The sequence below is a fragment of the Glycomyces sp. NPDC050141 genome, from assembly GCF_055586545.1.
The window spans coordinates 1-18,821 of the sequence record NZ_JBVJHZ010000035.1; the positions used below are offsets into that span (position 1 = coordinate 1).

Here is an 18,821-nt window from a genome sequence, read left to right on the forward strand (position 1 = left end):
AGGAAAAAAAAACTGAGGAAAAAGGAAACGGGGGGGGGGGGAGAAAAAGAGAAAAAAAAAAAAAAAAAAAAAAAAAAAACCCCCCCCCCCCCCCCCCCCCCCCCCCCCCCCCCCCCCGCTCGCGTTCAGGGCTTACTTGCCGTGCTTGGCCTTCGAAGCGCTGCGGCCGCGCTCCTTCTGGTCCAGGACGACCTTGCGGATGCGGACGGTGTCCGGGGTGATCTCCACGCACTCGTCGTCGCGGCAGAACTCCAGCGACTGCTCCAGCGACAGCAGGCGCGGCGGCACCACGTTCTCCGTGGAGTCGGCCGCGGCCGCGCGCATGTTGGTGAGCTTCTTCTCCTTGGTGATGTTGACGTCCATGTCGTCGGAGCGCGAGTTCTCGCCGACGATCATGCCCTCGTACACCTCGGTGGTCGGCCCGTAGAACAGGACGCCGCGCTCCTGCAGGTTGATCATCGCGAACGCGGTGATGGCCCCGGCCCGGTCGGCCACGAGCGACCCGTTGTTGCGGGTGCGCAGCTCGCCGAACCACGGCTCGTGCTTCTCGTAGATCGAGTGCGCGATGCCGGTGCCGCGGGTCTGCGTCAGGAACTCGGTCCGGAAGCCGATGAGGCCGCGCGAGGGCACGAGCCACTCCATGCGGACCCAGCCCGAACCGTGGTTCGTCATGGTCTCCATGCGGCCCTTGCGGGTCGCCATGAGCTGCGTGATCGCGCCCAGGTGCTCCTCGGGGGAGTCGATGGTCATGCGCTCGACCGGCTCGTGGGTCTTGCCGTCGATCTGCTTGGTGACGACCTCGGGCTTGCCGACGGTGAGCTCGAAGCCCTCGCGGCGCATCTGCTCGACCAGGATGGCCAGGGCCAGCTCGCCGCGGCCCTGCACCTCCCAGGCGTCGGGGCGCTCGGTCGGGAGCACGCGGAGCGAGACGTTGCCGACCAGTTCGCGGTCGAGGCGGTCCTTGACCTGGCGGGCGGTGACCTTGTGGCCCTTGCCGCCCTTGCCGACCAGCGGCGAGGTGTTGGTACCGATGGTCATGGAGATCGCGGGCTCGTCGACGGTGATGAGCGGCAGGGCGACCGGGTTCTCCGGGTCGGCGAGGGTCTCGCCGATCATGATGTCCGGGATGCCCGCGATGGCGCAGATGTCGCCGGGCCCGGCCTTCTCGGCGGGCTTGCGGGTCAGCGCCTCGGTCATGAGCAGCTCGGTGATGCGCACGTTCTGCTGCGTGCCGTCGCGCTTGATCCAGGTGACGGTCTGGCCCTTGCGCAGCTCGCCCTCGATGACGCGGCACAGCGCGATACGGCCGAGGAAGTTGTCGGCGTCGAGGTTGGTGACGTGGGCCTGGAGCGGCTTCGCCTCGTCGTACTCGGGAGCCGGGACGTGCTCGATGATGGTGTCGAAGAACGGCTTGAGGCTGTCGGAGTCCTCGGGGACCGTGCCGTCCTTCGGCTTGTTCAGCGAGGCGACGCCGTCGCGGGCGCAGGCGTAGACGATCGGGAACTCGATCTGGTCCTCGTCGGCGTCCAGGTCCAGGAACAGGTCGTAGGTCTCGTTGACGACCTCGTCGATGCGGGCGTCGGGGCGGTCGGTCTTGTTGATGCACAGGATGACCGGCAGGCGCGCGGTGAGCGCCTTGCGGAGCACGAAGCGGGTCTGCGGGAGCGGACCCTCCGAGGCGTCGACCAGGAGCACCACGGCGTCCACCATGGACAGGCCGCGCTCGACCTCGCCGCCGAAGTCGGCGTGGCCGGGCGTGTCGATGATGTTGATGACCATCTCGGAGCCGTCGGCCGGGTTGGCGTAGTGGACCGCGGTGTTCTTCGCGAGGATCGTGATGCCCTTCTCGCGTTCAAGGTCACCGGAGTCCATGACGCGGTCGTCGACCGCCGCGCCCTCGCGGAAGGCGCCCGCCTGCTTGAGCATGGCGTCGACGAGCGTGGTCTTGCCGTGGTCGACGTGGGCGACGATGGCGATGTTTCGCAGATCAGAGCGTGTAGACACGACGACCATTGTCTCTTAAGCAGGAGACGGACCTGGCGTCAACCCAGGTGATCGCCGACACCAGAATTCCCGGTGCGTCCCCGAGGGGTGTTCACATTGCGCCTTTCGATGACAGAAAATCCTTCGTTACCTAGACTGCCCATTATGGGCGTATTCCATATATCCATCCGATTCGTTATGGTTCTCGCGCTCGCTGCCGGGGCTATCCTCGTCGGCGCGGTCCCCGGACAGGCCAAGATCACCGGTGCGATCATCACCACCGAAGGCGGCACCCTCAACGTCCGCACCGGCCCCGCCACCGACCAGAAGACCGCCGGGACCCTCGCCAAGGGCGCGAACCCCGAGGTGTTCTGCATGGTCCGCGGCGAGGAGATCGACGGCTACGTCCGCACCAGCTCGACCTGGCTGCGCATCGGCAAGGACCGCTGGATCTCCGACGCGTACGTCACCTGGTCGCCCTCCCAGCCCGTGCCCTGGTGCTCCGCCGCCAGCAAGGCCGCCACCAACGCCTCCGTCAGCACCAAGGGCGGCGAGCTCAACATCCGCGCCGCCGCCAACTCCACCGCGGGCCGGCAGGGCGCCTACGCCAACGGCGCGGGCGTCGCCGTCCAGTGCCAGGTCTGGGGCCAGGAGGTCGACGGCACCGCCCGCAAGACCGGGGCCTGGTACCGCATCGGCGACAAGCGCTTCGTCTCCGCCGCGTACATCAAGTGGAGCGCCGGAGAGCCGTGGCTGCCCTGGTGCGGCCAGGACGCGCCGTCCGTCCCGCGCGGCGGCACCAGCGGATTCATCAACGCGCACGCGCCCGCCGCCCAGTCCAGCGACCGCGCCACCGGCGTGCCCGCGTCCGTCACCATCGCCCAGGCGATCCTCGAATCCGGCTGGGGCAAAGGCGCGCTCGCCCGCGAGGACCACAACCTGTTCGGCATGAAGTGCTTCGGCTCGCCCGGCGACCACGCCATCGGCTGCCGCGACTACGCCACCTTCGAATGCAGCCCCACCGGCGGCTGCTTCGACATGGACGCGACCTTCCGCGCGTACAGGAACGTCGCCGACTCCTACCGCGACCACGGCGACCTGCTCGCCAACTGGTCCCGCTACGACACCGCCATGGACCACGCCGACGATCCCAAGCGCTTCGCCCGCGAGATCCACAAGGCCGGGTACGCCACCGATCCCGAGTATTCGAACAAGCTCATCGGCATCATGGACGACTACGACCTCTACCAGTTCGACTGAGGTCACCCACACGGCTTGATTCCTGCCATCGGGGGCGGGTCCGGACACGAGTCCGGGCCCGCTTTCGACTGTCTTCTCGGCTGTGTGAAGGGTGAGTTAAAGGTCACATCGACGTACGAATCCGCACTACGCGGGGGAGTAGCCTCGTAGGGCGGCCCCCGTTCGAACAGCGGGGCTCCCAGAACTGTCGGACCCGAACGTTAGATTCCACGGACGTTAGATTCCCACCGTCAGCGGCCCTCTCCGATTGGAGAGAACCTGTGCTCAGGTTCGTGCTGACCAGCTCCAGCCGATCAAGTGGAAGGTGCGTTCGATTGGCTACGTTTCGTGCGAGCGAGCAGACCCACCTTGCCGTGCTTCCTCAGCGGCAAGCTCTGGAACCCATCGAAGTAGACAACTCGGGCCGAGATGAAACGGTCGATGGGCCCCTGGCTACACAGGGCACTGGTACGGAACATGAGCGAGAGGAGATCGCCTACACGGTCGCATCTGGTGTAGGTGGCGTCACCCGCGAAAGCGGAGCGGGTCGTGAGACCCACCCATCGGTGTTTGTTCTGTCGAAGGACGGCACCCCCCTCGACCCTTGCCATCCGGCACGGGCGAGGAAGTTGCTTGCCCAGGGAAGGGCCGTGGTTGCGAGGCGGGTTCCGTTCGTAATTCGCTTGAAGGACAGGGATATCGCTCGTTCGACGGTACGAGGACCGGAGATCGGAATCGATCCTGGGAGTGAGTTCACCGGGATCAGTGTGTTCATGGTGAGTGCCGGGCAACCGAGGGTCGGTAAGTACAGCATCGAACTTCAGCACCGGAGCGCTGCGATCAGGAAGAAGATGCAGAGCAGATCCGCTCACCGGGGCGGTCGCAGGTATCGCAAGCTTCGCTATCGAAGTCCCCGCTTCCTGAACAGGCGCAAGCCCTCCGGGTGGCTAGCGCCGTCGCTTCGGCACCGCGTCGAGACCACTGCGAGCTGGATTGCCCGTCTACGGACCTGGGCTCCCGTACTGGCCATCCATCTGGAAGTGCCGTCATTCGATGTCCATGCGATGAGCGCAGGGCGACAACTTGCGGCTGAGGAATACCAGCAGGGAACTTTGGCAGGATATGAGATTCGGCAGTACTTGCTGGAGCGGTGGGGTTGGGCCTGTGCCTACTGTGCGGCCAGGGACACCCGATTGCAGGTCGATCATGTTCTGGCGAGGGCTCGAGGCGGGTCAGATCGGATAGCGAACCTGGTAGTCGCCTGCGTGCGGTGCAACGAAGCGAAAGGGGCAAGGCCTGTCGAGGACTTCCTCAGCGGCAAACCGAACGTCTTGAGGAAGATCCGGGAGCAGATCAGACCGACATTGCGTCATGCGGCAGCCCTGAACTCGACCCGCAGGTCATTGCTCGCGTCTTTGAAGACGTTCGGCCTTCCGGTGTACGCTTCGTCAGGCGGTCAAACCAAGTGGAATCGCTTGCAGAGCGGTGCAGCCAAGTCGCACACGCTTGATGCGCTGCATGTCGGTGAGGCCCGTGGCGTACGCGCCTGGCCTGCGCGGGTGCTTGAGGTGAGGGCCTCCGGGCGCGGAGTTCACGCACGCACGGTCCCCGACAAGTATGGATTCCCAAGGCTCCTTCGCCCTCGCGCCAAGATGCACTTCGGATTCGCGACCGGCGACCTGGTTCATGCGACGGTGACGCGAGGCTCGCATGCCGGGAAGTACACGGGCCGCGTGGCGATCCGCTCGACCGGGAGATTCGCGATCACTCACCCGAGCGGGCGATTCGACCTTCACCATCGGTATCTCCGACTGCTTCAGCGAGCAGACGGGTACTCCTACAGAGTTCGTAAGGAATGCGGCGTTGAAATCTGAGCCTCAGCAGAAGTCCCTGTCGGCCGGCACCATCGTCGTGCGCGGCGCGCGCGAGCACAACCTCAAGGACGTCGACCTCGACCTCCCCCGGGACTCGCTCATCGTCTTCACCGGCCTGTCCGGCTCCGGCAAGTCCTCCCTGGCCTTCGACACGATCTTCGCGGAGGGCCAGCGCCGCTACGTCGAATCGCTCTCGGCCTACGCCCGCCAGTTCCTCGGCCAGATGGACAAGCCCGACGTCGACTTCATCGAAGGCCTCTCCCCGGCCGTGTCGATCGACCAGAAGTCCACCTCCCGCAACCCGCGGTCGACGGTGGGCACCATCACCGAGATCTACGACTACCTGCGGCTCCTGTACGCCCGCGTCGGCATCCCCCACTGCCCGCAGTGCGGCGAGGCCATCGTCAGCCAGTCCCCGCAGCAGATCACCGACCAGATCATGGCGATGCCCGAAGGCACCCGCTTCCAGGTCCTGGCCCCGGTGGTGCGCAAGCGCAAAGGCGAGTTCGTCGACCTCTTCGGCGACCTCCAGCAGCAGGGCTACGCCCGCGCCCGCGTCGACGGCGAGGTGTACGCCCTCACCGACGTGCCGAAGCTGAAGAAGCAGGAGAAGCACGACATCGAAGTGGTCGTCGACCGCCTCGCCGTCAAGGCCTCCTCGATCCAGCGCGTCACCGACTCCGTCGAGTCCGCGCTGGCGCTCGCCGACGGGGTCGTGGTGCTCGACTTCGTCGACGTCGCCGAGGACGACCCGGACCGCACCCGCCGCTTCTCCGAGAAGCTCGCGTGCCCCAACGACCACCCGCTCTCGCTCGACGAGCTCGAGCCGCGCACCTTCTCCTTCAACGCCCCGTTCGGCGCCTGCCCGGTGTGCCACGGCCTCGGCGTGCGCAAGGAGGTCGACCCGGAGCTGGTCATCCGCGACCAGGAGTCCTCGATCCGCGACGGCGCGCTCGCGCCCTGGTCCTCGGTCGGCATGGGCGACTACTTCCTGTTCCAGATCGTCGCGCTCGGCGAGGCCGTCGGCTTCGACGTGGACACGCCCTGGGCCGACCTGCCCGACCGGGCGCAGAAGGCGGTCCTCTACGGCTACGACGAGACCCTGCAGGTCTCCTACCGCAACAAGCGCGGGCAGCGCCGCTCCTACGAGACGCGCTTCGAGGGCGTCGTGCCGTGGGTCGAGCGCCGCCACCACGAGACCGACTCCGAGTGGACGCGCGAGAAGTACGAGCAGTTCATGCGGGAGATCCCGTGCTCGACTTGTGAGGGCACCCGGCTCAAGCCCGAGGTCCTGGCGGTCACCGTCGAGGGCCTGTCGATCCACGAGGTCTGCACGCTGTCGGTGGCGGACTGCGCGGTGTTCTTCGACGCGCTGAAGCTCTCGAACCGCGACTCGATCATCGCCGCGCCGATCGTCAAGGAGGTCAAGGCGCGTCTGCGGTTCCTGCTCGACGTCGGCCTCGACTACCTGACGCTCGCGCGCGCCGCCGGGAGCCTCTCGGGCGGCGAGGCCCAGCGCATCCGGCTCGCCACGCAGATCGGCGCGGGCCTCGTGGGCGTGCTGTACGTGCTGGACGAGCCGTCGATCGGCCTGCACCAGCGGGACAACAACCGGCTCATCGCGACCCTGGAGCGCCTGCGGGACCTGGGGAACACGCTGATCGTGGTCGAGCACGACGAGGACACGATCCGCGTGGCCGACCACATCGTCGACATCGGCCCCGGCGCGGGCGAGCACGGCGGGCACGTCATCTACTCGGGCCCGGTCGCGGGGCTCACGGACGCCGAAGGCTCGATCACCGGCGACTACGTGTCGGGTCGCAAGCACATCCCGGTGCCGGAGCAGCGCCGCCCGGCCGACCACGGCCGCGAGCTGGTCGTCAAGGGCGCCAGGGAGAACAACCTCAAGGGCATCGACGCGGCGTTCCCCATGGGCTGCCTCGTCTCGGTCACCGGCGTGTCCGGTTCCGGCAAGTCGACGCTCGTGAACGAGATCCTGTACAACACGCTCGCGGCGGAGGTCAACGGCGCGAAGATCGTCGCGGGCCGCCACCGCACGATCACCGGCATCGACGGCGTGGACAAGGTCGTCGGCGTCGACCAGTCGCCGATCGGGCGCACCCCGCGCTCGAACCCGGCCACGTACACGGGCGTGTTCGACAAGGTCCGCAAGCTGTTCTCGGGCACGCCCGAGGCGAAGGTGCGCGGCTGGGGGCCGGGCCGGTTCTCGTTCAACGTCAAGGGCGGGCGCTGCGAGGCGTGCTCGGGCGACGGCACGCTGAAGATCGAGATGAACTTCCTGCCGGACGTGTACGTGCCGTGCGAGGAGTGCGGCGGGGCGCGGTACAACCGCGACACGCTCAAGGTCCACTACCGGGGCAAGACCATCTCGGACGTGCTCGACATGCCGATCGAGGAGGCCGCCGAGTTCTTCGAGCCGATCCAGACGATCCACCGGCACCTGAAGACGCTCAACGACGTCGGCCTGGGGTACGTGCGGCTCGGGCAGCCTGCGCCGACGCTCTCGGGCGGCGAGGCGCAGCGCGTGAAGCTCGCCTCTGAGCTGCAGAAGCGCTCGACCGGGAAGACCGTGTACATCCTGGACGAGCCGACCACGGGCCTGCACTTCGAGGACGTGCGCAAGCTCCTCGGCGTGCTCGACGGGCTGGTCGACAAGGGCAACACGGTGATCACCATCGAGCACAACCTCGAAGTGATCAAGTGCTCCGACTGGGTCATCGACCTCGGCCCCGAGGGCGGCGACAAGGGCGGCACCCTCGTCGCGGCCGGTACCCCGGAGGAGGTCGCGGCGATCGCGGCGAGCCACACCGGCACGTACCTGCGCCCGCTCCTCGGCATGGACGGCAAGGGCAAGACCGACGGCGCAGCGGCCCGAAGGGCCAAGGCGGGCAACGGCAGAAGGACGGCAGCCGCCAAGCGGTAAGAGCGGGCGACGGCGTCGGGGACCTTCGGCCCCGACGCCGGAGTCGGCTATAGGGCATGCCCCTTCCCACCCACATCCACCTCCGACCACCGGTGTAAATAAGACGACTCTCCCACAAGGGTCCGACATCGCGACGCGGCCGATTCCGGCCGCGTCGCTCCCGCTTTCGGGCGCAAGGGAATGCGAGCATCGCAGCGTGCTCTTCCCCGGTGCTCTCTATATCGGCGCGGCCACGGCCGCGCTCCTCGCCGGTCCCGGCCTGGGCCGGTGCGTCGCGCTGGCCACCGACCGGCACCCGGACCCGCGGCTCGTCAAACTCGTGAGCCTCGGCGCGGGACTGCTGATCGCCTGGCGCGCAGACGGACTCCTGCACGGCTTCGCGCTCGGCACGGTCGCCCTGGTGGGTGTCGCCGCCGCGTGGATCGACGTCTACCAGCGGCGGCTGCCCGACGCGCTCATCCTGCCCGCCTACCCGCTCGCGGGAGCGCTCCTGATCGCGACCGGCGACCACGACGCCATGCTCCGGTCCGTCGTCTGCGCCGCGATCGCCATGGCGCTGTACGGCATCGGCTGCGCGACCGGCCAGATCGGCTTCGGCGACGTCAAGCTCGCGGGCCTGCTCGGCCTCGTACTCGGCTGGGCCGCTTGGGAAGCGGCGGTCATCGCGCTCGCGGCCACGGTCCTCGCGGGCGGCGCGCAGGCGGCCGCGGTCCTGGCCATGCGGCGCAGGGACTTCCCGTACGGCCCGGCGATGCTCGCCGGAACCGCGGCGGCCATCGCCGCCGAGCCGTGGTTCCAATGGTGAGCGTCTGATATGTACTGACCACGGCCGGGTGGCGTCGCGAAATGCGACGCGCCTGGTTTTCCGATTTCCCTTTTACGACAAGGCTCAGTAGTTATATTCGTGGCCGACCCGTCACAAAAGGGTCAAGATGGACACCGAGTACTGAGAGGTGAAAGTGATTCGCTTTATCGCCAAAGCCGCGGTGGCCGCAGCCGCCGCAGGCATCATGGTCGCCGGCATGGCCGCCCCGGCCCTCGCGGCCGAGACCACTGCTCCGGTCGCCGAGAGCAGCTACGAGTACGACCCGAAGGACTTCGGCGGGGTCAACTTCCTGTCGAACCTCTGCATCGGCAACTGGAGCGGCGACGTGATCAGCCTGCTCAACGTCGCCAAGAGCGACATGACCGACCTGTGCAACGGGTGGGACCAGAACCCGAAGGGCGTCAACGTCGCTTCGAACATCTGCGCCCTGAACTGGGACTGGAGCAACGCTGCCAGCCTCGGCCTGCTCGGCACCTCCGATGTCGACAAGGTCTGCAACTGGTCGAAGCACCAGAAGAAGCACCACCACGCCTGGTAGCCCGCGCTACCCGACGCAAGAACATCGCGGGGCGACCGCTCTCGACACCGGCGGCCGCCCCGTTTTCTCATGCCCTTAACCAGCCGAGCAGGTCACCGACGCGGGCGCGACCGCGGTGCGGGCGTCCTTGCTGCCGATGAACCCGAACGTGAACGTCCGGCCCGGGTTCAGGTCCCGGCCTCCCGCCACGTCCGTGGCGGTCACCGTGTGGCCCTCCTGGACCAGCGCCACGCTCCACGAGTGGACGATGGACTGGCCCGTCGGCAGCGCCCACCGCAGTGAGACGTCCTGCAGCGGTTCGTCACCGGTGTTCGTGACCAGGATCTGCGCGTTGAACCCGCCCGGCCACTGGCCGTTGATCAGGTACTCCACCTCGCACGCCGGGGCCGCCGCGACCGCCCCCGACTGCTCGGCCGCGAAGTTCGCGATCTGCGCCAGCGGGGCGTTCCAGTTGATCGTCAGCTCGTTCGTCGCCCACGAGCCGATGTCGTCGATGTAGCACCGCTGCGGCGCGCAGCCGTTGAGCCACCGCTGCGCCACCGGGTCCCACGTGCCCGTCACCGTGTTCGGGCCGCCCGCGAGCGTCCCGGCAGGCGGGTTCGGCAGGCTCGGGTCGAGCTGGTTGGCGTACCAGCGGCTGTGCATGTTGCGCGAGTCGTGTGAGCCGTAACCGGTCACATAGGAGTTCCCGAGGCCGTTGCGGCCCAGGATGTAGTCGAGGCCCGTCAGGACGCCGTCGCGGTACTGCGTCTCTCCGGTGAGGTCGAAGGCGGCGGCCACGACCACCAGCTCGTTGAGCACGGCGCTGTTGGAACCCCAGTCGAAGGTCCCGTTGGACCCGTAGGACAGGCCCCACGGGCTCGCCGCCTGCAGCGCCACATAGCCGTCGGCACCCGCGACGACCTGGGCGACGACCTCCTCGCGGCCCGGCAGCGCGTTCGGCACCAGCGCCAGGTCGAGCTTCGCGAGCGCCGCGACACTGCCCCAGGAGAACGCCCCGGGACCGAACGAGTCGGCGTCGTGCAGCTTCGATTCGAGCACGTGCTCCTCATAGGTACGGGCGCCGGTGGTCAGGTACAGCTCCGCTGCGGCCCAGTAGAACTCGTCCGTGACATCGGAGTCGCCGTACGGGCCGCCGCCGTCCGGGCTGGTCTCAGGGGCGTACACGTCCGGGTGCGCGAGGGCGGCCGCCCACGCGGTCTCCGCCGCATCAAGGCACTCGGCCGCGAACGCCGCGTCGTACGGCGCGAACAGGCGCGCGGCCTGCGCCGCCGCTGCAGCGAGGTTCAAGGTCGCGGCGGTCGACGGCGGCTGCAGGTAGCGCGGCTGCGGGTCGTCGGCGGGCATGAGCGGCAGGCCGGTCCACTTCTCGTCGTGGATCTTGTGGTGGGCCATGCCCGCCAGCTCCTCACCCGCGGGCACCTGCATGGACAGCAGGAACTCGACCTCCCAGCGGGCCTCGTCCAGCACGTCGGGCACGCCGTCGCCGTGCTCGGGGATGCGGAGCGACCCGTCGCCGAGGAGCCCCGCGTCGCCGGTGGGGGCGTGCAGCGCCCGCTCGTACACGGACATGAGCTGCGCGACCGAGATGCCGCCGTTGACCACGTACTTGCCGTGGTCGCCCGCGTCGTACCAGCCGCCGGTCACGTCCAGCGTGTAGTCGCACGCGTCGGCGTAGCAGGGCACGGCCCCGTCGCCCTGGTTGGGAGCGGTACCCACATGCCCGGCGTCCCGGCCGTAACCGGGCGCGATCGCCTCATCGATCGCGATGCCCGAACGCTGCGGGTAGTAGAACGACATCGCGTCGACCGCCAGGTCCCGGTAGGGGTTCCCGCCGATCGCGAACGGATAGGACGTCTCGCCGTCGGCGGTGAGCGTGAACCCCTCCCCGGTGGCGGCCGCCGCCGAGAAGTCGATGACGTGCACCGACTCGCCCGACGTGGCGTCCTCGCCGTGCGGCGACGAGTCGCCTTCGGCCACCAGGCCTCCCTCGGCGTCGCGGAGCTGCCACGGGACCGGGTCGACCGCGTCGGTGACGAGCGTGGCCCGCTTGGGGCCGTCGGGCAGGTACCCGACCTGGTTCACCCGCACGCGCGGCCCGGTATCGGGCTCGTACACGGGCGGTTCGGCTCCGGTGAGCAACTGGACCTCCGATAGGCAGAACTGCCACGGCTCGGCGTGGCGGCCGATCTGGAACGCGAGCTGCGCGTCCGTCCAGTCGGCGCTGGCGGTGAAGGCGTAGCTGAAGTCCTGCGCCCCGCTGGAGAGCACCGGGAACTCCTCGACGGCGGTGGGCCAGGGGTCGACCGGGCGCTGCACGAGGGCGCGGACGCTGACGTCGGCCGAGGCGCGGGCGGTGAAGCGCAGCTCGTAGGACTCGCCGGTGACCAGCGGCAGGCCGTCCTGGCCGACGATGGCGTCCCAGGCGTTGGCGGTGCCGCCGGGCACGTCGACGCACCACTCGCCGTCGGCGACCGCGCCGGTGAGGTTGGCGGTGGCCCACCAGCCGCTGGTCCCTGAGGCGAAGTCGCCGTTGGTGATGAGGTCCGTGGGCTCCTCGTCCTGGGCCTGCGCGGCCGGTGCCGCGGCTGCGGCGCCGAGTGTCAGTGCGGTGAGTACGGCGACGCCGAAGCGTCTTCTGCGAAGTGCGGTTCGCGGCATGGGGGTGGCCCTCCGAAAGGATTGGGAGCGATACCACCCGCCATCTTGTCATTCAAATATGTAAATGTCAATCATTCCGCCGCGGGCGGCCCGCTCGTGCCGCGCACCACCAGCTTCGACTCCAGTTTCAACGTGACGCCAGGTTCCCTTGCGCCCCTGAGCTGTTCGTCGGCCGCCTCGACCGCGAGCCGCGCCAGGCGCGGCACGTCCTGGCGCACCGTCGTCAGGTCGATATGGCTCAGCCCGGCGATGTGGCTGTCGTCGTACCCGACGATCGAGACCTGCTCGGGGATCTTCACCCCGGCCCGCGTGAACACGTCGAGCAGCCCGATCGCGCACTGGTCGTTCGCCGCGAACACCGCCGTCGGCAGCGGGCCGCCCTCCTCCAGCAGCAGCCGCGCCGCGTCCGAGCCGCCCTCCTGGGAGTGGTTGCCCGGGATCACCCGCACGCGCTCGGCCAGGCCGTGCGCGCGCATCGCGTCCCGGTAGGCCCGCCGCCGCTCCGGCCCGCCCGGCCGGTTGCCCGCGTCCACGTGCACGATGTCGCGGTGCCCCAGGCCCACCAGGTAGTCCACGACCTCGCGGGCGCCGGGCCGGTCGTACGAGGTCACCACGTCGACCCGCGCGTCCTTGATGTGCCGTCCGAGCACCACCGTCGGCACCCGCGCGCCCAGCTCCGTCACGTCCTCGTCCGGGATCGTGGGCCCGCACAGCAGCAGCGCCTCGCTGCGGTGCCCGATGAGCGCCTCGATCGCGTTGTGCTCGTTGCGGGTCGGCACCGTGGCGCTCAGCACGAGGTCGTAGCCGAGCTCCTCGGCGGCCGGATAGATCGCCTCCACCAGGTCGATGTGGTACGGGTTCCGGGCGGTGAAGAGCACGCCGAGGACCTTGCTGCGGCCGCGGGCGAGCAGCCGCGCGGCCATGTCGGGCTTGTAGCCGAGCCTCGCGGCGGCGTCGAAGACCCGCTCGCGGGTGTCGGGGCTCGCGCCGGGCTGGCCGCGGAACACCAGCGAGACCAGTGCCCGCGACACGCCCACCTCCGCGGCGACGTCCGCCATCGTGGGCTTGCGAGACCGCGGTGCCGGGGAGCGGTCTGTGGATTTCCGCGCGTGCTCGGGGCTCATCGCAGCGTCGTCCTTCCTTATGCAGCTTTGTTGAAAGTTCCAGTAACGAGGGGGTTGACCTGGGAACGAAGTGCCCAGTGTAACCACCTGGTTCCAAGGCGGCAGGGACTGGAAGTCGTTTGCCTCCGGCCCGAACGCGAAACATGATCACCTCCGTGGCCATAGACTCGACCTTGGGGGTGAAAGCCATGCATCAGCTGGCAGTCAAGAACTTCAGCAATCCCGAGCAGACCGTCAATCTCAGCGGTCACGGCCACAAGGACACGGTGATGCTCGACGGCATGCCCGTCGAGTTCTCCGAGTTCGAGAAGGGCTGGCGCTGGTCCAACGACGTCAAACCGATCGTCGGCGGCGATTCGTGCCAGGCCAACCACCTCGGCTACTGCGTCGAGGGCCATCTGCTGGTCCACATGAACGACGGCACCGACAAGGACATCAACGCCGGTGACGTGTTCGAGATCCCGCCGGGGCACGACGCGGAAGTCGTCGGCGACCGCAAGGTCGTCCTGGTCGACTTCGGCAAGGCGATGGGCACCATGTAGCCGCTAGGCGAAACCGGGCCGCTCCCGCGCAGCGAGGGCGGCCAGAATCGTGCCCAGCCCCTGAGACACGCTTTCCACCAGGTGCCTGATCACATCCGGGCGGGTGGCAGACTTGACGGCGTGTTGCGATGGATGACTGCTGGAGAATCACACGGACCCGAACTCGTGGTCACGCTCGACGGCCTGCCCGCCGGGATCGAGCTGACCACCGGCGCGGTAGCGGCCGAACTGGCCCGCCGCCGCCTCGGTTACGGGCGCGGCGCCCGCATGAAGTTCGAGGCCGACGTCGTGAACTTCATCGGCGGCGTCCGCCACGGCCGCACCCTCGGCTCGCCGGTCGCCATCCGCGTCGGCAACTCCGAGTGGCCCAAGTGGGAGACCGTCATGGCCGCCGACCCGGTCGACCCCGAGGAGCTCGCCGGGATCGCCCGCAACGCCCCGCTCACGCGCCCGCGCCCCGGCCACGCCGACCTCGCCGGGATGCAGAAGTACGACCACGAGGACGCCCGCCCGATCCTCGAGCGCGCCTCCGCCCGCGAGACCGCCGCGCGCGTCGCGGGCGGCACCGCCGCCAAGGCCTTCCTCAAGCAGGCCTTCGGCATCGAGATCGTCTCCCACGTGAAGGCCCTCGGCCCCGTCCGCGCCAAGGAAGGCCTCGCGCCGACCCCGGACGACTTCGACGCCGTCGACGCCGACCCGCTGCGCTGCATGGACCCCGAGGCCTCCGCCCGCATGATCGCCGAGGTCGACGCCGCCAAGAAGGACGCCGACACCCTCGGCGGCGTCGTCGAGGTCCTCGCCTACGGCCTCCCGCCGGGCCTGGGCTCGCACGTCCAGTGGGACCGCAAGCTCGACGCCCGCCTCGCCACCGCGCTCATGTCGATCCAGTCGGTCAAGGCCGTCGAGATCGGCGACGGCCTCATGCAGGCCGCCGTCCGCGGCTCCTCCGCGCACGACGAGATCGTCGCCGGACCCCACGGCGTCGAGCGCCTCACCGACCGCGCGGGCGGCCTCGAAGGCGGCATCACCACCGGACAGCCGCTGCGCGTCTCCGCCATGCTCAAGCCCATCTCGTCGCTGACGCGCCCGCTGCGCACCATCGACACCGTCACCGGCGAAGCGGCCGAGGCCATCAACCAGCGCTCCGACGTCTGCGCGGTCCCCGCCGGGGCCGTCGTCGCCGAGCACATGGTCGCCTACGTCCTCGCCGAAGCGGCCCTGGAGAAGTTCGGCGGCGACTCCGTCGGTGAATCCCGCCGCAACTTCGAGTCCTACCTTGAGAACCTGCGGGTGAAGTAGCGGTGGCACTGGTCGTCATCGTCGGGCCCCCGGGCTCGGGCAAGACCACGATCGGCCGCGCGCTCGCGGCCGCCCTCGACGCGCCGTTCCGCGACGTGGACGCCGACATCGCCGACGCCGCCGGGAAGCCGATCCCGGACATCTTCGTGGACGAGGGCGAGGAGCACTTCCGCGCCCTCGAACGCGAGGCCGTCCGCCGGGCCGTCGCCGAGCACGACGGGGTCCTCGCCCTGGGCGGCGGCGCCGTCCTCGCCGAGGCCACCCGCAAGCTCCTCGCCGACGCCACCGTGGTCCACCTGCGCGTGGACCTCGGCGAAGCGGTCAAGCGCACCGAGATCGACAAGGGCCGCCCGCTCCTGCAGGTCAACCCGCGCGCCACGCTGCGCCGCCTCATGGACGAGCGCCTGCCGCTCTACCGCGAGGTCGAGACCTTCGCGATCGACACCACCGGAAGGGAAGTGGACGACCTGACCGCCGAGATCCAATCGCGCCTGGCCATCCGCACCGTCATCGTGAACGACGCCGAGACCCCCTACCCGGTCCTCATCGGACGCGGCACCACCGATCGGCTGCCCGAGTTCCTCGGCAAGGCCGCCCGGGTCGCCGTGCTCCACACCGCGAGCACCGCCCAGCTCGCCGAACGCGTCGGCGGGCTCTGCCCCGACGGCGTCGAGGCCACGCTCATGGAACTGCCCGACGCCGAGGACGGCAAGACCGTCGCCGTCGCCGAGCAGGTCTGGGAAGCGCTCGGCGCCGAAGGCTTCACCCGCACCGACCTCGTCGTCGGCGTCGGCGGGGGCGCGGTCACCGACCTCGCCGGGTTCGCCGCCGCCTGCTGGCTGCGCGGCGTCGCGGTCGTCCACGTCCCGACCTCGCTGCTCGGCGCGGTCGACGCGGCCGTCGGCGGCAAGACCGGCGTGAACACCGCCGCCGGGAAGAACCTCGTCGGGGCCTTCCACCCGCCGCGCGCGGTCCTGGTCGACCTCGACCACTTCACCACCCTGCCCAAGCGCGACCTCGCGGCGGGCCTCGCCGAGGTCGTCAAGGCCGGGTTCATCGCCGACCCGGTCATCCTCGACCTGGTCGAAGCCGACCCCGAAGCGGCCCTCGACGCCCAGAACCCTGTGGTCGCCGAGCTCGTCGAGCGCGCCATCGCCGTCAAGGCCGAGGTCGTCGGCTCCGACCTGAAGGAAGGCGGCCTGCGCGCCATCCTCAACTACGGCCACACCTTCGCCCACGCGATTGAAAAGCTCGAGCACTACCGCTGGCGCCACGGCGACGCCGTCGCCGTCGGCATGGTCTACGCCGCGCACCTGAACGCGATCACCGGCCGCGTCGACCTCGTCGAGCGCACGAAGACCGTGCTCGCCTCGCTCGGCCTGCCAATCACGTACGAGGCCGGACGCTGGGACGACATCCTCAAGGTCATGAAGATCGACAAGAAGAACGTCGGCGCGACCCAGCGCTTCGTGCTCCTCGACGCGCTCGCCGAACCCGTCGTCGCCGATGACGTGACCGCCGAGCAGCAGCGCGAGGCCTATGAGAGGCTGACGGCATGAAGACCCTGGTGCTGAACGGCCCCAACCTCAACCGGCTGGGCAAGCGGGAGCCCGCGATCTACGGCTCCCAGACGCTCGCCGACCTCGCCGAGCTGTGCGTCAAGACGGGCGGGGAACTGGGCCTGGACGTCGACTTCCGGCAGACCAACCACGAGGGCGAGCTCCTCGGATGGCTGCACGAGGCCGCCGACAACGGCTACCCGGTGGTGCTCAACGCCGCCGCCTGGACCCACACGTCCGTGGCCGTGGGCGACGCGTGCGCGCAGCTGACGGCCCCGCTCGTCGAGGTCCACCTGTCGAACGTGCACAAGCGCGAGGCGTTCCGGCACCACTCGTACGTGTCGGCCCACGCGGTCGGCGTCATCGCCGGGCTCGGTGCCAGCGGCTACACCGCCGCGCTCCGGTTCATTTCCGAGTAATCCCGCTGCGCCGCCCACCACAGCCGGTGCGGCCGCGGCCCTGACCAGCTCGACCGCCCGCTACCATTGACGGTCGGTCAAGACAGAACCTCTACCGAAAGAGACGAACGCCCGTGGCATCCACGAACGACCTCAAGAACGGCCTGGTGCTCAACCTGGAGGGCCAGCTCTGGCAGGTGCAGGAATTCCAGCACGTCAAGCCCGGTAAGGGCCCGGCGTTCGTGCGCACCACGCTCAAGCAGATCCCCTCGGGCAAGATCGTCGACAAGACCTTCAACGCCGGCACGAAGGTCGAGACCGCGAACGTCGACCGCCGCACCATGACCTACCTGTACAAGGAAGGCGACTCGTTCGTCTTCATGGACACCGACACCTACGACCAGATCCCGGTCAACCCCGAGGTCGTCGGCGACGCCGCGAAGTTCCTCCTCGAGAACTCCGACGCCACGGTCGCCCAGCACGACGGCAAGGTCCTCTACGTCGAGCTCCCGGCCTCGGTCGAGCTCACCATCACCTACACCGAGCCGGGCCTCCAGGGCGACCGCTCCTCCGGCGGCACCAAGCCGGCCACCGTCGAGACCGGCGCGACCGTCCTCGTGCCGCTGTTCATCGACAACGGGGAGAAGATCAAGGTCGACACCCGCGACGGCAAGTACCTCTCCCGGGCCTAGGCGTGGGGAACCAGAGCAACAGCAGCCCTGACCGGCTCAGCGCCCGCACGAAGTGGCGGATGCGGGCCGTCGAGATCCTGTACGAAGCCGAGAGCCGCGACACCGAGCCGTCGAAGGTCCTCGCCGAGCGCGCCGACCGGGCCTTCAAGGACCCGGAGGCCCCGCGCCTCCCGGCGTACGCGGAGCAGCTCGTGCGCGGCGTCGCCTCGCACCTGGACGAGCTCGACGCCGTCCTGGGGAAGGCCTCCACGAGCTGGTCGGTGGAGCGGATGCCCGCCGTCGACCGGAACGTCCTGCGCGTGGCCCTCTACGAGATCCGCCACGTCGACGACGTCGACACCGCCGTCGCCATCAAAGAGGCGATGCGCGTGGCGCTGCAGATCGGCTCCTCGGACGACACGTCGTTCGTGAACGCCGTCCTCGACGCCGCCGCGAGGGCCGAGTAGCCAAGGGCCGTAAGTAGATACGCGAAAGCCGGGTCTCCCTCTTGGGGAGGCCCGGCTTCATCTGTCCCTGCCGAAACCGCTTATTCGGCGTCCGAGGCGAAGAAGGCCTGGAGGTCGTGCACGAGGACGCCGAAGTCCTCGAGCTTCTCGATCAGGCCCGAAGGCGTGGTTGAGTAGACCACGGCCAGGGTGTAGAGGTCGTCGGCGCGGATCGAGAGGATGCGGCCGTTGTAGTCGCCGCGGCGCTGCTGGATGGAGCGCGCGAGCTTGGCGACGTGCTCCAGCTCGGAGTCCGGGTGGTCGTACAGCGCCTCGAGGTTGAGGACGATCTTCTCGGCCTGCTCGACCGGGAGCGGCACGCCCTCGGGGAGCAGCTCGGAAACGGGGATGCGGTAGAAGTCCGCGAGTTCGGCGAGGCGGCTCACGGTGATCGACCGGTCGCCCCGCTCGTAGGAACCGATGACGACGGCCTTCCACTTGCCGCCGGACTTGTCCTCGACGCCTTGCAGCGACAGACCCTGCTGCATGCGGATGTCACGCAGCCGGTTGCCGAGCGCCTTGGCGTAGTCAGATGTCGCCATGCTGGGATCAACTCCAATTTTCGGTACGAGAGGAATCCTATTGTTGACTACGGTCGGTGACCATCGGCCGGTGGGGTGCCCTCAAACAGTGTTCTTCGTCGCGTGAACCCTTCGC

General features: G+C 68.9%; 15 protein-coding genes. 11 read left to right on the forward strand and 4 right to left on the reverse strand.

Translation table 11 applies throughout. The features are described 5' to 3' along the window. Window positions 1-132 precede the first annotated feature (132 nt). Complete coding sequence (gene typA / locus ACZ60M_RS19235; RefSeq protein WP_465419882.1) at window positions 133-2,004, reverse strand: translational GTPase TypA; 1,872 nt, start codon at window positions 2,002-2,004, stop codon at window positions 133-135. Window positions 2,005-2,181: 177 nt separating this feature from the next. Here typA and gsmA point away from each other — a divergent pair, with 177 nt between their 5' ends. From gsmA to ACZ60M_RS19260, 5 genes are all read left to right on the forward strand, one after another. Continuing rightward, on the forward strand, window positions 2,182-3,243 hold the full coding sequence (gsmA, locus tag ACZ60M_RS19240) for a sporangiospore maturation cell wall hydrolase GsmA (RefSeq protein ID WP_465419884.1): 1,062 nt from the start codon (window positions 2,182-2,184) through the stop codon (window positions 3,241-3,243). Between the two features lie 545 nt (window positions 3,244-3,788). Next, a complete protein-coding gene (gene iscB / locus ACZ60M_RS19245) occupies window positions 3,789-5,096 on the forward strand; it encodes an RNA-guided endonuclease IscB (protein WP_465419981.1) in 1,308 nt (435 codons plus the stop codon). Then, window positions 5,086-8,040, forward strand: coding sequence for an excinuclease ABC subunit UvrA (uvrA, locus tag ACZ60M_RS19250; protein ID WP_465419885.1), 2,955 nt, complete (start codon window positions 5,086-5,088; stop codon window positions 8,038-8,040). Before iscB ends, uvrA begins: the two co-directional genes overlap by 11 nt. Window positions 8,041-8,236: 196 nt before the next feature. Continuing rightward, on the forward strand, window positions 8,237-8,845 hold the full coding sequence (locus ACZ60M_RS19255) for a prepilin peptidase (protein ID WP_465419887.1): 609 nt from the start codon (window positions 8,237-8,239) through the stop codon (window positions 8,843-8,845). Between the two features lie 154 nt (window positions 8,846-8,999). Next, on the forward strand, window positions 9,000-9,404 hold the full coding sequence (locus ACZ60M_RS19260) for a hypothetical protein (RefSeq protein WP_465419889.1): 405 nt from the start codon (window positions 9,000-9,002) through the stop codon (window positions 9,402-9,404). 75 nt (window positions 9,405-9,479) lie between these two features. Here ACZ60M_RS19260 and ACZ60M_RS19265 read toward each other — a convergent pair whose 3' ends face one another. Continuing rightward, a complete protein-coding gene (locus ACZ60M_RS19265; RefSeq protein WP_465419891.1) occupies window positions 9,480-12,065 on the reverse strand; it encodes a glycoside hydrolase family 9 protein in 2,586 nt (861 codons plus the stop codon). A 71-nt stretch (window positions 12,066-12,136) separates the two neighbouring features. Then, the gene (locus ACZ60M_RS19270; RefSeq protein WP_465419893.1) at window positions 12,137-13,123 is read right to left on the reverse strand and encodes a LacI family DNA-binding transcriptional regulator; all 987 of its coding nucleotides are present in this window, start codon (window positions 13,121-13,123) and stop codon (window positions 12,137-12,139) included. A 254-nt stretch (window positions 13,124-13,377) separates the two neighbouring features. Between ACZ60M_RS19270 and ACZ60M_RS19275 the strand changes: the two genes are divergently transcribed. The 6 genes from ACZ60M_RS19275 (at window position 13,378) to nusB (ending at window position 18,125) form a co-directional block, all read left to right on the forward strand. Beyond that, complete coding sequence (locus tag ACZ60M_RS19275; protein WP_465419895.1) at window positions 13,378-13,731, forward strand: cupin domain-containing protein; 354 nt, start codon at window positions 13,378-13,380, stop codon at window positions 13,729-13,731. Between the two features lie 120 nt (window positions 13,732-13,851). Then, entirely contained in the window at window positions 13,852-15,030 is a 1,179-nt protein-coding gene (gene aroC / locus ACZ60M_RS19280; protein WP_465419896.1) for a chorismate synthase, read from the forward strand. Window positions 15,031-15,032: 2 nt separating this feature from the next. Further along, window positions 15,033-16,589 (forward strand): 3-dehydroquinate synthase, encoded by a 1,557-nt coding sequence (gene aroB / locus ACZ60M_RS19285; RefSeq protein WP_465419898.1) that lies wholly within the window; start codon window positions 15,033-15,035, stop codon window positions 16,587-16,589. Next, complete coding sequence (gene aroQ / locus ACZ60M_RS19290; RefSeq protein ID WP_465419900.1) at window positions 16,586-17,008, forward strand: type II 3-dehydroquinate dehydratase; 423 nt, start codon at window positions 16,586-16,588, stop codon at window positions 17,006-17,008. Before aroB ends, aroQ begins: the two co-directional genes overlap by 4 nt. 113 nt (window positions 17,009-17,121) lie before the next feature. Next, the gene (gene efp / locus ACZ60M_RS19295) at window positions 17,122-17,679 is read left to right on the forward strand and encodes an elongation factor P (protein WP_465419902.1); all 558 of its coding nucleotides are present in this window, start codon (window positions 17,122-17,124) and stop codon (window positions 17,677-17,679) included. Window positions 17,680-17,681: 2 nt separating this feature from the next. Beyond that, window positions 17,682-18,125, forward strand: coding sequence for a transcription antitermination factor NusB (gene nusB, locus ACZ60M_RS19300; RefSeq protein WP_465419904.1), 444 nt, complete (start codon window positions 17,682-17,684; stop codon window positions 18,123-18,125). 80 nt (window positions 18,126-18,205) lie between these two features. Here the strand turns inward: nusB and ACZ60M_RS19305 are convergent, their stop codons facing one another. Next, complete coding sequence (locus ACZ60M_RS19305) at window positions 18,206-18,706, reverse strand: transcriptional regulator (protein ID WP_289955862.1); 501 nt, start codon at window positions 18,704-18,706, stop codon at window positions 18,206-18,208. Window positions 18,707-18,821: the final 115 nt, after the last annotated feature.

Coding starts and splice junctions, on each gene's coding strand:
- gsmA (WP_465419884.1), top strand. CDS start 2,182: ATGGTTCTCGCGCTCGCTGCCGGGGCTATCCTCGTCGGCGCGGTCCCC.
- ACZ60M_RS19265 (WP_465419891.1), bottom strand. CDS start 12,065: ATGCCGCGAACCGCACTTCGCAGAAGACGCTTCGGCGTCGCCGTACTC.
- ACZ60M_RS19270 (WP_465419893.1), bottom strand. CDS start 13,123: ATGGCGGACGTCGCCGCGGAGGTGGGCGTGTCGCGGGCACTGGTCTCG.
- ACZ60M_RS19275 (WP_465419895.1), top strand. CDS start 13,378: ATGCATCAGCTGGCAGTCAAGAACTTCAGCAATCCCGAGCAGACCGTC.
- aroQ (WP_465419900.1), top strand. CDS start 16,586: ATGAAGACCCTGGTGCTGAACGGCCCCAACCTCAACCGGCTGGGCAAG.
- ACZ60M_RS19305 (WP_289955862.1), bottom strand. CDS start 18,706: ATGGCGACATCTGACTACGCCAAGGCGCTCGGCAACCGGCTGCGTGAC.